Origin of the sequence: Pantoea sp. LMR881 (assembly GCF_027157825.1) — a bacterium.
Lineage (GTDB): Bacteria > Pseudomonadota > Gammaproteobacteria > Enterobacterales > Enterobacteriaceae > Pantoea > Pantoea haifensis.
The window spans coordinates 128,343-143,206 of sequence record NZ_JAPVOK010000007.1 but is presented as its reverse complement, the minus strand read 5'-3'; the positions used below and the strand labels follow the sequence as shown (position 1 = coordinate 143,206).

The 14,864-nt window shown below is 47.8% G+C and carries 7 protein-coding genes and 6 pseudogenes; 8 read left to right on the top strand and 5 right to left on the bottom strand.

The annotated features are described in order from the left end of the window. Positions 1-21: 21 nt before the first annotated feature. From O3W44_RS24390 to O3W44_RS24375, 4 genes and pseudogenes are all read right to left on the bottom strand, one after another. On the bottom strand, positions 22-387 hold the full coding sequence (locus O3W44_RS24390; protein ID WP_269295207.1) for a hypothetical protein: 366 nt from the start codon (positions 385-387) through the stop codon (positions 22-24). 448 nt (positions 388-835) lie between these two features. After that, complete coding sequence (locus O3W44_RS24385) at positions 836-1,318, bottom strand: cold-shock protein (RefSeq protein ID WP_269295206.1); 483 nt, start codon at positions 1,316-1,318, stop codon at positions 836-838. A 187-nt stretch (positions 1,319-1,505) separates the two neighbouring features. Next, a pseudogene (locus O3W44_RS24380) lies at positions 1,506-1,750 on the bottom strand (YmjA family protein). 294 nt (positions 1,751-2,044) lie between these two features. Further along, a complete protein-coding gene (locus tag O3W44_RS24375) occupies positions 2,045-2,560 on the bottom strand; it encodes a hypothetical protein (RefSeq protein ID WP_269295205.1) in 516 nt (171 codons plus the stop codon). 449 nt (positions 2,561-3,009) lie between these two features. Here O3W44_RS24375 and O3W44_RS24370 point away from each other — a divergent pair. Then, positions 3,010-3,233: pseudogene (locus O3W44_RS24370) on the top strand (IS110 family transposase); the annotation flags it as partial. A 522-nt stretch (positions 3,234-3,755) separates the two neighbouring features. On the opposite strand, the gene O3W44_RS24365 reads toward O3W44_RS24370, so the two are convergent. Continuing rightward, a complete protein-coding gene (locus O3W44_RS24365; RefSeq protein ID WP_269295204.1) occupies positions 3,756-4,133 on the bottom strand; it encodes a hypothetical protein in 378 nt (125 codons plus the stop codon). 1,058 nt (positions 4,134-5,191) lie between these two features. Here O3W44_RS24365 and O3W44_RS24360 point away from each other — a divergent pair. The 7 genes and pseudogenes from O3W44_RS24360 to O3W44_RS24330 form a co-directional block, all read left to right on the top strand. Continuing rightward, positions 5,192-6,353 (top strand): annotated as a pseudogene (locus tag O3W44_RS24360) (alkyl/aryl-sulfatase); the annotation flags it as partial. 102 nt (positions 6,354-6,455) lie between these two features. Further along, positions 6,456-6,860, top strand: coding sequence for a hypothetical protein (locus O3W44_RS24355; RefSeq protein ID WP_269295203.1), 405 nt, complete (start codon positions 6,456-6,458; stop codon positions 6,858-6,860). A gap of 1,900 nt (positions 6,861-8,760) precedes the next feature. Then, positions 8,761-9,473 (top strand): annotated as a pseudogene (locus tag O3W44_RS24350) (glycogen/starch/alpha-glucan phosphorylase). A 264-nt stretch (positions 9,474-9,737) separates the two neighbouring features. Continuing rightward, positions 9,738-10,058 carry a DUF3313 family protein gene (locus tag O3W44_RS24345; RefSeq protein ID WP_269295202.1) on the top strand — a complete coding sequence of 107 codons (321 nt, stop codon included), beginning with the start codon at positions 9,738-9,740 and terminating at the stop codon, positions 10,056-10,058. Continuing rightward, positions 10,043-10,420: pseudogene (locus O3W44_RS24340) on the top strand (MarC family protein); the annotation flags it as partial. The gene O3W44_RS24345 and the pseudogene O3W44_RS24340, both read left to right, overlap by 16 nt. 823 nt (positions 10,421-11,243) lie before the next feature. Further along, positions 11,244-12,884: pseudogene (gene pqiB, locus O3W44_RS24335) on the top strand (intermembrane transport protein PqiB). Positions 12,885-14,007: 1,123 nt separating this feature from the next. Then, on the top strand, positions 14,008-14,790 hold the full coding sequence (locus tag O3W44_RS24330) for a hypothetical protein (protein ID WP_269295201.1): 783 nt from the start codon (positions 14,008-14,010) through the stop codon (positions 14,788-14,790). Positions 14,791-14,864: the final 74 nt, after the last annotated feature.

Genomic DNA, 14,864 nt, shown 5'->3' with positions numbered 1-14,864 from the left:
ATTGTTATGCAAGGGGGCTCCTCAGGCTCTGGCGAATTTTTTATGACTGACCGGGCTGTTGATCATAATAATCAGACCAACAAGACCGACCACCATGGCAGCGGTAATCACCCACTGATGAAGCAGCAGTGCGGCGAAACCAATCCCGAACAGACCCAGCAGAATGATAATGCCCCAGGAAATGCGAGAGCCGCGACCTGAACAGGCGCGAAGAATAAAGGCAAGCACAGCCAAAATGATGTTAGCTAAAGCAACCCCCAACGCGCCGATTGTGCCAGTGACGCCCGTCAGCGGTGTTAACCAGGCATAAAGCGCCAGCGCGAAGCCAACTACCGCTGCCAGAAGCAGCAATATGATGCCCCAGCGTGACATTCGAGAATCTGACATAGAAACATATCCCCTGTTGAAATTGACTATTTTAAACCGGCAGAATTTGGCCGGTTTTAACTGTCGGTTGAAATCCGCGTCAAAAATGTGACCAGGCATGAGCACAGGGACAACACAAGCGGAAGCTGAAATTTTCAACCAGGCGCGAACAAGTATAGAAGAGACATTCTGCCAGCCCGGAAAAATTCATGATTTCTGTCGCTCCGTCATTAACAACAGAGATAGGTTGAAGGCTGGGCGTGTGGTTAACAGAACGATTTGAAATGCACAGAACGGGTGGCTATATGAAGGCTAAAACGTAAGCCATTCTGGACCTGCTGACGTGGAGAAAGATTGATTGCAGGCGCTATAAGGAAGTTTATATCGGGACGCAATGAGGGGATTAAGCGATGCCAAAATCCTGCTGAGAGAGAATCGAGGATTCTGGCACAGAATCAGTCCAAAAAACTCAGCCCTTGAGCATTTTCACCGTGGTATCCACGTCAATTTCATCTTCCGAGAAGATTAAAGTTGTTCCCTGGAAGGTGGTGATCGCCAGTTTTTTCAGCGAGCGCATTTCACCGGGTTTAGCCTCTGTTTTCGGCCTGATATTACTCATCAGTATCCCCACAGACAGCACCGCATTTTCTTTATCGATGCGGGTATCAGCAGGCACTTCTTCGCTGTAAACCAGGTAAGATTTGACAGATGTAAGCTTAAGACGCTCGCCAGCAATATAGATGTATTTACTATCCGGCACGACTTTCACAGCATAAGCTGATAACCCTTTATTATTCGTGGTCGGTTCGAAAGTCACCGACGCATTTTTCTTAATCAGCTCAGGGTTAGCGACCTTAATCACATGAAAATAACGGTTGTCACCGTTCTCATCCTTGATAAAGCCAAAACCTTTATCCTGAAACCAGGTTGTGATCGTTCCGTTCATCGCCATTACCGCCTACTTAATCGTTTATCTATTCAGTTTTTCAGCGCGCAGTGTAAAACACAATGCCGTCACAGACTATGTCTTCGGTTTAACTCTTAACGATAATCTTTCGCCAGGCGAGCGGACGCCAGTTGAAGGCGTAAACACTGCGCGTGCCCGTCGCGCTAACTGAGCAGCATGGTTTCAACCGATGTTATTCATTACCCCATTGATTCAGAAACGTCGCTATTTCATCAATACGCAGCTCACTGATACCCGCTTCGCTGGCCATCTCTTGTTGCGCAGTTTCACTGATTTCTTCGTTGTTCATTAAGCGGGTGATTAACAGCTGGAAATAGCGCGCCAGGGGTCACGTTCTGACGCCTTCACCGGCTCGGCGGTTTCTGTCGAGTACTCATCCACGATGTCATAATATTTAAGCGGTACGTCGTTATTCATAATTTGCCTCAAAGATTAATGTCGGTGTACGTTGTTTTTCATTGTCTGCTCTGGAAAGCGGAGAATGTCCTTTATTAAGCGCAGCTCAGGTAAAGAGCCGCCCTGCTCTCCGGGCGTGTACTATAAAGGGATGAAACACAGTACACCAGAGTATAAAAACAGGGGTCCACTACGACCAGTAACAAGGGCTAACGCAAGAGAGATAAGAAAGGGCCATAACGAAAAAGCGGTAACAGGAACTCCGTAACGCTTAACTCTTTCCTCTTGTCCCCTGAATGCAGACTGATGAAGTTTTTATCTGAAGCTCCACTGCACACTGATAACAAACACAGCGGGAAATATAATCCCGCTCTCAATGCCGAAGTAATCTGTCACGTTATACTGTGCCGCATGGTAGATGTAGGGAGCGAATCCTACACCGACCGCGTTTTTGAAGGAGCGATAAATGCCTTCATCACCGCAGTGGCTGAAGGCATCCACAAAGAACTCGCCTGTGTAACCGTACACACCTTTAAATGTCCATTCCGATCGGGTTATCCAGTCTCTGCGCAGGCCCAGGGCTATGCAGCGATCCCCGTAGCTGTTTTTCATCGTTCCGGCCAGGATGCTGTACGGCGAATCCGCGGAAAAGCGTCTTTCGGCGGAAAAATAATCATTCTCAAACTTTTCGGTATACAGTCCGTGATTGCCGATGAGGTGATAAACGAAGGAGCCAGTATTGACGGAGTACAGGTTGATCTCGCTGGCTCTCAGCGGAGCCACCGTGGCTGCAATAAGACACCATAACAAAAAAACAAACCGGACAGGCATACCCGTTCACCTCGCAGACAGTGAAAAAAAGCATGTAAAAAAACGGTAGCACAGAATACTTGCAGCGTGTCCGGATAATGCCGCGAAGCGTCACAAGCGTCACAAGCGTCACAAGCGTCACAAGCGTCACAAGCGTCACAAGCGTGCATATTGCACAGATGACCCGGGACGCGGCAGCCTGGTAAACCCCCGTTATTTTCTTGTAACTAACATTACGTGGTGCTTAGCTACCACCACATGAAGCAGGGTGAACAAGTCCATTACCTGAGCCAGTCTGGCAGCTTATGGCCCTCCGCTTCACCTTTCACGTCATCACATTTTGTTGAACGGTTACCGGGAGCACGACTCCATATGTACAAGGCGAACAGGCGTGACGGTTAATGTGAGAGGAGATATTGATGTTTCCTGCAGCACGCTGGTTCTCTGTATGCTTTACGACGGCATGAGGCGGCGCATACGTTTCGCTGACCAATCCGCATCGTAGCCGCGACTTTACCGTGGCATGGGCATTCTGACCAAAACGGATAAGGTGGATGCTTATATGCTGGTCTGTTATGCCTTGCTGAAATAGCCGTACCGTTGGGTCCCGCCTTCTGCTGAAGTCAGGCATCTCAGCGCGCTTCTTCGCCGTCGCGACGCATTGCTGGGTGACGCTGCCCGCGCGGTAAACCAAAAATGGTGGCAATCGGGGCAGTTATGCAACAGCTGATTTACTGCTGCTACGGCGTTCTGCGTACCGGAACAGCTTTCGAAAACTCACCGGAACCGTAAGAGGTGAAGCTGAAGATGGAATACCGCCAGGCAAGCAGACCCATCTTTTTCCGGCTGACGTCATTGTCGCCACTGCTCGTATAGTGGCGAACAGTGATATCTGAGCCGCGGCAGTTATAAGCCATGGTGCTTACCTCTTTCCTGAGACACAGGACAAGGGAGGTGACAAGTAATATGCAGGTCCGCTTTGAGGAAAAACGAGACGGGATAAGGTTGCTCAACAACACACAACAAATTACACGGCAAAGAAGATTTGTGCCCAGTGAAACACCGAACCAGCCCACGCTCCGAACATACAGGATCCGAAACGCCAGAAACGGATAACGGGCTGGGAAAGGACCTCATAAAATCTGAGTCATCAGTTAAAGCTTAACGTTGACAAAAAATTTCAGAAACTGCTTTATCGCAGCGTCAGCGTCTGGCTTCAATGTAACCCTGAAGTTTTGACTTTACGCGGAATAACCTCCTTTTGATGAAATTGCCTGGGGCAGGACTTAATGGCACAGCACTGAATATAGGTACAGCGATCTTCTTCCAGATATTTCTCGCAGCCTGTATAGGCTTTCAAGGCGCCCCATGTGCTCTGAGTGTAAAAAATCATTTTTAATGCTCTGATTAAATTGACCGTTTCTTTGCCTTTAAACATGAACTTACCTTTACTCAGAAGGATATGTTTTCCGGGTACCAGGTCAACATAATACTCATGCCAGACAATACGGTGAACATTATGAGTGTTCACGATCAAAGAAAAAGATGTATTAGATTCGGGACTGATAAGCGTCTCCAGTATATACCACTCCATATTATCTCCTCAGTTTGGCTGAGCGAGGAATTTATATCGAAATAACCCGCATTTGAATTTTCAAAAGTAAAAAAATGCGAAAGGAAAAAAATCGTTGTTTTTAACAAAAATTTAAATGTCACGACACACCTTGTCTTTTATTTTAAACAAAAAGCAGGGTCCCGCTTAATCAAAATGTGTGTATAAATAAACAGTAATTCATGAAGTTAAAATAAATTCTAATATATGAATATTGTTTAACTAAGATTAATGCTGCAAATAAAAATTATTATTAATTTTGATCTAAATCAAAAGAAACCAGCACGCCTTCCTGCGTTAACTTGATATATGACAAGTTTAATATTTATTTATTTTCCTGCTGCAAAATAAAATGTGCCTGTTTTTCATTTTGAAACAGAAGAAACAATATTCGTTGCAAACAGTAAATTTATATTTACTGCCATAATTAACAGGCGGTTAAGACGGAAATAACAAAGATTACAACCTGGCTGCTGAGTGTCTGATCGCTACCAGTGATGCAGGAGAATGCATGTGTCGTTAAAGGATGCTGCCTTACATGCTGGGCTAAGAACGCTGTTTTGCTTCATAAAAAGCGTTTACATCGGTAGGTCAAATGCCGGAGCCCGCCTGCACATCCATTGTCTTAGTTGTACAGGCATGAGATTTACGTTTCCTCTACAGTCTTTCAGTTGACGTTATCCTTTATCACATCGCATCTGGCATAATTCTTGATTTATATTTTTTCATCTATGTTTTACTCTTATTATTGCTGGCCTTAAATTCTGGATTTCGTTGTTTAATTCATTATTAATAAAGGTTTTTATTGTTGCACTTACTTTTTGCTTATACGTTTAGCTTAAATTTTTTATTTTCCTGTTTTTCAAATATGCCGATTGCTTCGCAAATGACTTAAGCCAAAATGGTGAGTTAAATTTTTTATCTACAGCTATATCTAAATGTAACCGAGCTCACCCATTTCGCCATAAAATCTTGTCAGACATTAGGGAAGGCGCTGACAGGCCTCTTTGCTTTTATGGCAACCTGCTTCAACCCGATGCGAAAAGCGCACCATCGACGGGCTGACCTACGATTTTATGATGGCACCCGGCTCGGAAGCGTCGGCGGAAATGCTCTGGTACATCGAAGAGAAGAAAACCATCCAGACCGCTGAAGACGTCACGCTTACGCTGCACAACACCTGCTCCCTCCGCGGCGCCAAAATCCGTGAGCCGCTGCCCTGGTCCAAATACATCAACGATGCCATCAACCGCTGGGGCGGCAAGGCCGAAGTGCTGATGGCGCAGCACCACTGGCCCACCTGGGGCAACGATAACGTTAACAAGCTAATGAAGAGTCAGCGCGACCTGTATCGCTACATCAACGACCAGACCCTGCGCCTGGCGAACCAGGGCTACACGCGCGATGAAATCGCGGCCATGTTCAAGCTACCGCCGTCACTGGCAAACACCTGGGCGAACCGCGGCTACTACGGCTCGATCAGCCACGACGTCAAGGCGACCTACGTGCTCAATCTGGGCTGGTTTGACGGCAACCCGGCCACCCTTGACGAGCTGCCGCCGGAAGAGGGAGCGAAAAAGTTCGTCGAGTATATGGGCGGGGTGGAAGCCATCCTGCAGAAGGCAAAAGCGGACTATGACAAAGGCAACTTCCGCTGGGTGGCGCAGATCGTCAGCAAGGTGGTTTTCGCCGATCCCAATAACCGGGCGGCGCGCGAGCTGGAAGCCGACGCGCTGGAGCAGCTGGGCTATCAGGCGGAGTCCGGCCCGTGGCGCAACTTCTATCTGACCGGCGCGCAGGAACTCAGAGGCGGCGTGAAGCAGCTGCCGACGCCGAACACCGCCAGCCCGGACACGGTCCGCTCCATGACGCCAGAAATGTTCTTCGACTATCTGGCACTGCACGTCAACGGTGAAAAGGCGGCCAGCCTGAAGTCCGTGCTGAACGTGGATTTTGGCGGCGAGGATAGGGTATCTGGAAAACGGCGTGCTGAACCATACCGCGGGGGTCAGAGATGACAATGCGGACGCCGGCATCAGCATGTCCCGCGAAACCATGAACAAAATCCTGCTCCGGGAAGAGACGCTGAAGCAGGCGCAGGATAAGGGCGAAGTGCAGATTACCGGCAATGCGCAGAAGGTAGACGAGCTGCTGGGCTGTCTCGACAAGTTCGACTTCTGGTTCAATATCGTCACACCCTGATCGTCTGTTCCCCCCTGCGTCTGTATAAGCAGGGGAGTTCAGCCGGCTTGTTTCATCGGAATAGCGGAAGCGGATATACGCCTGATTTCATTCACCCTGTTTATGGCGGTTCTTTCCACTGGTGCGGCCGATGCCGGAGACCCATCCGGGGGTGCCGCGCAGGCCAATAGCCTGCTGGCCAGTATGACCGCTTTCAACATGCAAAATTATTATATTGATGACGTCAGCGAATCAGATAAAGAGGCAAATCAGTTCTGGCTGCGCTACGCCCAGCCTTTTTCGATCGGCGAGAGCAACTGGCTGCTGCACCCTCACAGCGATACCCAACCCATTAGTTACAGCACCCATTTACCCGCCACAAAGACACCGGCCCTGCGGGCCGGGCGGCGGCGGCTGGTCAGGGGGCAACCGGGCTTCAGGTCCGGGCTTCAGGTCCGGGCTTCAGGTCCGGGCTTCAGGTCCGGGCTTCAGGTCCGGGCTTCAGGTCCGGCGCGGATATGCGGTTAAAGGGAGGTGTTAATGGATGATGTAACTATAAAGGCGGCCTGCTCTGCTGCGCGCCCGGCTCTCCCGCCTTTCCCGCTGCCCGGTGCGCCTCCCGGCCTGTGCCGGAATGGCCCGCTCCGGCGGGCAGACCGCTCCCCTGCCCCGCCATCCCAGGAATTTTCTCAATTGCTTTCCGGCTAATCCGCAGGCGCGGCTGTTATTGATTTTGATCAACTCTCCGTGCCCGGTTCAGGCACACCATCTGCTTACTTTCTGACCTGTGGAGATGTCTGCTTTGTTTACTTCAGCTTCTGTTGTCTGCCGTATGACCGATGTCTTACCTGCCACGCTCAGCTCCTGGCAGTCCGCATCCCTGATTACCCCCTTCCGGTGAAGGCTACAGCGAATCCCAGATAACCCAGATCCGGGTCGTCCGCGCCCTGACCTCATCGGGTGACACCCTCAGCGAGCTCCGCACCCTGCTCAGCGACTCATGGCACTACCGGCCCAGCGGCTGGGCATTTCGCAGGCAGGAGCTGGTCTTTCAGCTGGTCTCCGGAACCGATGAAACGCGCGCCTGCTACCTGTGGGAGCTTTATACCAGCTACAGTCCGGAAGATGTCATCACTTATTTACTCAGGCCGCTGGCCGGCTGGCTGTGCCGGGAGGACAAACACATTTTACGGGCGCGCGGTATAAAATGTCTGCTCAGCCATACGCAACGGCTGCTGAAAACCGGCCAGGGTACAGAACACATCAGGCCACTGCTGAAGATAATGACACAGCTGAAGCATTATCCTTCAGCTACCGCCTGTCGACGATCATCCGTCCGCCACGGCGTTGTTAGTCGCCCGGTTGCTCATCAGAGCTTACCGGTGATGCACTCGTGAAATCAGCGGGCGGGCCATCTCGTGCTGGCTATGGATGGCCAATAACCGACACCGCTTCTTTACTGCTGCGTTCACCCGGCGCGCAAAATAGATCGACAACCTCACAGCCGGGGCAGCCTTTTAACCTCAAACGGGGTTTCAAAGGATGTGCGGTAACAGAATTGACGCATCCCCTGGAACGGCAGTTTAGTAAACGTTAGGCGTGACGTAGCCCTTTCAGGCCGGTGCAGCGCAGGCAACAACTGTCACAAATAAAGTCTTCCTTTTTATTCATCCCGGAAAGTTAACCGGAACCCCTGTTTTTTGTTTTTTCTTACTGGCAGAATTCAGGTCGGTTTTGTCGGTAGCGCAGTATCAGGCAGGTATAAATCCTTAAAGAGCAGAATTTGTGCTCATCAGATGTACTGGCTATCCTGTAAATGAAATGTTCATTATCTCTATATGAACCACTAATACCCTGTGTAATAACGGCAGCTGAGGTTTTGGGCCTTATGAGTCCTGCTATTTGATCTGCATGAGGTGCTTCGACGAGAGGATACCTGTCGGGCAACGTAAATAACATTGCATGCGCTCCCTGTAAGGCCTGTTCCGGGCTCACACAGACTGTGCTCATCTCTCTTCCGGCACGCCACTTTCGCATCTGGCAATATCAATGACTTGTAAACATGGGACTCTCATACGTGGCTCTGTCGTCAGCGCCAATGTGAGGCAAATATGAATAATGAACCCCCCTGTACCGGCCGTGGCAGGCCCGAAAACCTTGGATCAGATACAGCAAGTGCCGCTGCGTTCCAGCATGATGTTGTCAGAAATCTTATCTGCCGGCAGGCCCGTTATCCCAATATCGCAACAACCGGCACTTGCCTTGACGGTCCGGGACCGCATGCTGGTGCGCTGAACGGCATCCATTCAAAACTATGCACTTCCCCATGTGAAGGTGGCCTGTTTTCTCAGCGAAGTTTCTGATTGGCACACAGCTGGGCTGTAATTTACTGAGCCTGGGGTCTCTCGAAAGCGAGGCGCGGGAAGCCATGTGCGCGCTCGGGCAGGATCTTGATGTGTTACTTGAAGTTGAGGAAGAGCCAGGCCTCGGTAATGGTGGCCAGGGAAGGTTAGCAGCCTGCTATCTTGACTCATTAGCAACAGTAGAAATACCCGCGATTGGCTATGGCATTCGTTACGAGTTCGGCATTTTCGATCAAGAGATTGTTGACGGCTGACAGGTGGAGCGCACCGATAACTGGCTGAAAATGGGTACTTCCTGGGAAATCTGCCGACCTGATATCAGCTTTTATCTCTGCTTCGGCGGCTTTACGCAGATGCTGCACGATGAGCAGGGTAAGCTGCGCGTGCGCTGGACACCGGCCAGGGCATGGCCTGTGATGTGCCTGTACAGGGTTATCGCGTGAATACCTGCAACGTGTTGCGGCCCTGGAAGAGTGAAGCGGTGCAATCATTCGATTTTGAGGACTTCAAAGCGGGTGACTACTACCAGGCGGTGGAGGAAAAAGTGGTTTCTGAGACGCTTTTAAAGGTGCTCTAACCGAATGGCGAACCTGACAGTGGCAAGCGCCTGCGCCTTGCTCAGCAATATTTCTACGTCTCGTGCTCTTTGCAGGACATGCTACGCCTGATGGACGACAGCCATTCACCCGTTGAGCATTTTGCAGAACGTGTGCGATTTTATCTGAGCAGCAGAAGTACCTGCATGGTAAGCACGAGCGTTATAAATGATATCCGCTGAAAAATTATTTACAGGCGATCTCAGATAATCCACAGCGAAGCCATATAATTTGCAGCATTAAGAAGTTAAATGCTTTATAACTTTTAGAGGGAAATAAACAGACTCTTTACTGTTACGTAAAATATTTCCGCCATATAAAAATAATTTTCATATCTTGCCCTTCTGGTACGTGAAGAGAATAATTATTAAGCATGCTGCCTGATAAATATCTTATAATTCATATTGAACTTAACTGGCTTTGCATTATCAACCCTCTCACGAGGGGTGAAAAATGATTCTTTCACAAAGGCTTTGCTTAGCTATGCTTTTTTAACGCTCTCCGGTTGTTCTTCAAAAGTCGCAGAAAAAAATCAGTATTCAGGTTTTATAAGTGATTACTCTGACTTACGAACTGTTGAGATCACATCAGGTCATCAGGTACTACGCTGGGTCTCTCCCGACTATCGCCTGAGCAATTATAAAGATATCTACATATCACCCGTCATCTATTTCCCTTCTCCTGTGCCGGACAGCCGGGTTAGCGCAGCTACGCTTGCACAAATTCGGTTATATACAGAGCAGCGCCTTAAAAGGGCGGTCAGTTGACTGATGGGCTTATCAAAGCTGATAAACAGAAGTCCGGGCCCGGAACCAGCATTGCTTTTGTTCCCCTGGCCATGCCTGCCAGCGTCGGCCCCGGAACGATTGCCATGTTAGTCAGCTCTGCGTCTACGCTGCGGCATGGAGATGAATTTCCTGCGTGGGTAATCATAGCGGCACCACCGCTTATCTTTCTGGTATTGGCTGTGATTGCCTGGGGCGCGCTTCGTAGCACAGACAGCATCATGCGGCTGACAGGGAAAGCCGGTATTAACGCTATATCCCGTCTGATGGGGTTTTTGCTGGTCTGCATGGGCGTGCAGTTTGTGATTAATGGTGTACTTGAAATTGTTTTTCCCTATCAGTAAAAGCCCTGTTTTCCTGCACTTATATCCATGGCGTTAGCAAAAAGCTTTTGCAGATCTGTTTGCAGTCAATATCTTCTATTGTTGTTTTCCGTCGACAGTTCCGGAACGGATTTTGCACACTTCGTTGATGCCAGCACACTGAGGGGCGGGAGATAATTTACGAAGGTGCCAGGGTTGTTTATGCTAAAGCAACCCTTCAGGTCACGCTTTTGGGCGCTTATTATACTTTGCTGTGCCATGCCCCCTGAGATATCCCTGTCCAGCTGCCCTTGCGGGGCCTGAACATTATCTACGGCCACAGTTGAATCAGCCTGAGTTTTTTTCGCTCCGGGCCAGGTAACGATCTTTTTCTAACCGGGAAGTGAATGAGGAAAAAGACAGTCTTTAATTCATTGCCTGTTTTTACATAACGCTAATTTATCTTTACCTGCCGTATAACAGAGATGGAAACAGTAAAGTATATGCCTGATCAAACCCGTTACTGTTTTCGGCGAGGCCTTGCTGTTTTTAAATTGTTCTTCAGTGTCTGGCCTGATTCCTGAAAGATTCACTATACTGCCTGAATCAGAGAGTAACTCTTCCTTTGCTTACAGAAAAACAGGTTCGGGCTTGTTTAATAATTTTCCTGAAATGGCATCACGCCATAACTGTTAATGTTTTCAAATTTTTTAACAGAGTTCTAAAAAAGCTGTCAGTTTTAGCTAAAAATTTTCAGGGCTACACTGGCGAGTTGAAATAATGATTCAGACAATGGCTGCAAAACAGAACCTCATCACGCCTGTAATTAACGTCAATTAAAACAGTTATTTTAAGGAGCTGCGCCTTGTCAGAAAAGAATAATGGCATCGCCAGAGTAGAAAAGATTAAACGCTGGTCCCCGGTGTGGATTATTCCGCTCGTAACCCTGCTGATTGGCGGGTGGATTTTATTTTACCATTTCAGCCATCAGGGACCATTAGTCATATTGATTACTGAAAATGCAGAAGGCATTGAAGCAGGAAAAACAGCGATCAAGAATCGCAGTATTGACGTGGGCCTGGTCGAAAGCGCAGTTCTGACTGACAATCTCCGTTACGTTGAGATCAGAGCGCGTCTGCATACTGGTATGGAAAAAATGCTTCATGGCAACAGCGTTTTTTGGGTAGTGAAACCACAAATCGGTCGTGAAGGGGTTACCGGCCTCGGGACGTTGCTGTCGGGAGCCTATATTGAACTGCAGCCCGGCACAGAGGGTAAACAGCCGGAGCAGTATACGCTTTTAGATTCACCACCGCTGGCACCGGCCAATGCAAAAGGTATACATATTACCCTTAACAGCGAAAAAGCTGGCCAGCTCACCGCCGGTGATCCGGTGCTGTTCCGGGGATACCGCGTGGGCACGGTAGAAACCAGCCAGTTTGATACAGATAAACGCAAGATGACTTATCAGCTTTTTATCACTTCACCTTATGATCGTCTCGTGACCACTAATGTGCGCTTCTGGAAAGACAGTGGTATCGCTGTCGAAATGTCTGCCTCTGGTATGCGGGTTGAAATGGGATCACTTACCACGCTGTTCAGCGGGGGTCAGCTTTGACTTACCCAACGGCTGGGATCTGGGCCAGATTGCCGGGAACAAAGCGGAATATCATCTTTTCGACGATCCGGCTGCCATCCAGAACTCCCGCTATACACAGCATCTTGATTTCCTGATGTTTTTTACCGACTCTGTGCGAGGCCTGCAGGCGGGCGCGCCCGTGGAATTTAGGGGAATACGCCTGGGTACCGTTGCGCAGGTGCCCTTCTTTTGCCGGGTGTTACTCAGGATCTTCAGACTAACTACCGCGTGCCCGTGTTAATCCGTATCGAACCCGAACGCTTTATCAAAGGGATGGGCAAGAATTTTGATCTTGAACAACGGCTCCAGCTGGGTAAAAAGCGCGGGCTGAGGGCCACGCTGAAAACCGGTAATCTGATCTCAGGCTCGCTTTATATTGATGTGGACTTTTATGACAACCTGGGCGCTTATGACGGGCCGGAAGAAATCGCCGGGTACAAGATTATCCCCACGACGAGCAGCGGGCTGAACCAGATTCAGCAGAAGCTGGTTGCTACCCTTGATAAAATCAATAGCCTGCCGCTGGATCCCGTGTTTGCTGAAGCGACCGGCACGTTGAAAGAAAGCCGATTCACGCTGATTGAACTGCAAAAAACGCTGAAGCATGTTAATCAGTTTACTGCCAGTCCTGCGATGAAAACACTGCCGGAAGATATGCAGCAAACCTTACGTGAACTGAACCGCAGCATGAAAGGCCTGCAACCGGGTTCGCCTGCCTACATCAAACTGGTTGGTGATATGCAACGCCTTGATCAGGTTTTGCGGGAATTGCAGCCTGTGCTGAAGACGCTGAACCAAAAAAGCAATGCGCTTATTTTGGAAGCTGAGCCAGGCCAGGATCCGCAGCCAGTGAGGGCGAAACGGTGAAATCATTAAAAGTGTTAAGGGGTCTGAAGCAAATGCGGGGGTCAGACTGAACCTGTCACGGTTTGCATCAGGCTGATTTATGCCATGCCATTAAGTAAACAGCATGACACGCAGAGCATAGCCTTTATGATGGCACGCCATGCTGAGTGGGGAGCGAATTTTACCGCACCTCAATCGTCTGAACAGACAAGCGTTCAATCTTCGCGTGCCACAGCATAAAAAGGCTTGTGACTGCACAGGGAATGGCTGACAGCAGATGACGCCCAGGCTGGCTGCTGTAAATTAAAACCGGACAACAATTGATTAGTTTATTCTGACAGGTGCAGTTCTCTTAATGCGTTAATATTTTAATGTGGTTGAGGAAAACTGTTTGATTAACGTCTGGAACTGTTTTCTTATCAGAATAGTGTTCTTATTCAGACTTTGAACGCAATTCTGTTACTGACCAGCCTCTACACGACTATATTGGCCTGCCTCAGTACCCTTTTCTTTGATCTGCCTGAACATTCTGAATTACCCATTCCCGTCTGGCGGGCAGCTTAGCATCGGTATAAGTAACTGAAATTTTATTTATATCTTCAAAAAATGAAGATAACGCTACCACGCGCAAATTCAGCCTTATTACAATAGCGATTTGAAAAAATAAAAATTTTTATAGCAGTTTAGAATGCACGATGCTTTTTAGTAATGTTATTACAGGGCCACCACTTTCTGTCATCGCGTAACCGGCCCCCTCTGCATCCTGGCCTTATTTCTAATGAATACTCCCGGCAAAACTGATATAAAAGCGAATGACAAGCCGCCCCGTGCCTATAACTGGCAGGATGGTGATAGTACATAATCACATTCCCTTTTTAAATTGAATATATATAAGCCATGCTGTCTGTTTATCGCATTACCTCATCATAAGACACCACCAATAAATGGAATTATTTTCAGGAAAAACTTGTCAATAATCTGATTCGGTAGATAAGCCTTCACTATTTTTATATAAGCAGTCAAACTATCAACTAAAGGAAATGACTACAGAGAAAAGTAAACGAAGGCGGATGGTTATTTAGAGGAATAATCATCTCAACTATGCAATGTGAGACTTAAAATGTATTCTAATGCAATTTGGATCATGCTTGAGAAGTCAATTAATATTATTGGGCTGATCTATATTAATTCGCTTATGGCAAAGTACATTGGCCCTGATAACTTTGGTAAGATCAATATTTCAACTTCGCTTTTTATATTTGTACAAACATTATCATGGTTTGGCGGTCAGAATATCATATTTAAACGCATGAGCGAAAATACCAGATCCGGGATTGCAATGGCGATGCACACCCAAAATCAACGGCGTATTTTCTTCCTCATATCATCAAGCTCAGTTTTAACTTATCTGTACTTCTATACTGACTTAATTGTGTTTTTATTTGGCGTAGCCAACTGCATTGCCACATACTACATTGTGATGGACTTCTTTTCCATCTACAACAACACGCAATTAAAATCAAAAATAAACACGATAACAAATGTCATCGGGCTGTCCTTTGCCCCGGTAATTAGATTCTATATTTCACATTTTAAATTGCCAGTTTACTACTTCACAATACCCATTGTTATAATCCCGCTCGTACCTTACGTCATGCGCCTCATTTATTTTAAATACACAACTGAAATTAAAGAAAACAGTAAAGGAGCCGGGTTATATAACCGACACATGCTTTACACCGGCGGGGCTTTAATTTTATCAAGTCTGTCAGCAGACATATACACTCAGATATCCAGCATTTTTTTGGCTAAAATGTCATCCTACTCAAAACTGGGAGTTTATAGCGTAGCGTTAACAATAGGAGGTGCCTGGTCATTTATTGTATTAGCATTAATAACGAGTTTTTCTCTCAAAAATATACAGTGAAAACAATCAAGTAACTATCGAAAAATTGCTAATTAAGATCAACCGACTTGTGATTATTCTGTCCCTTGTTGCTT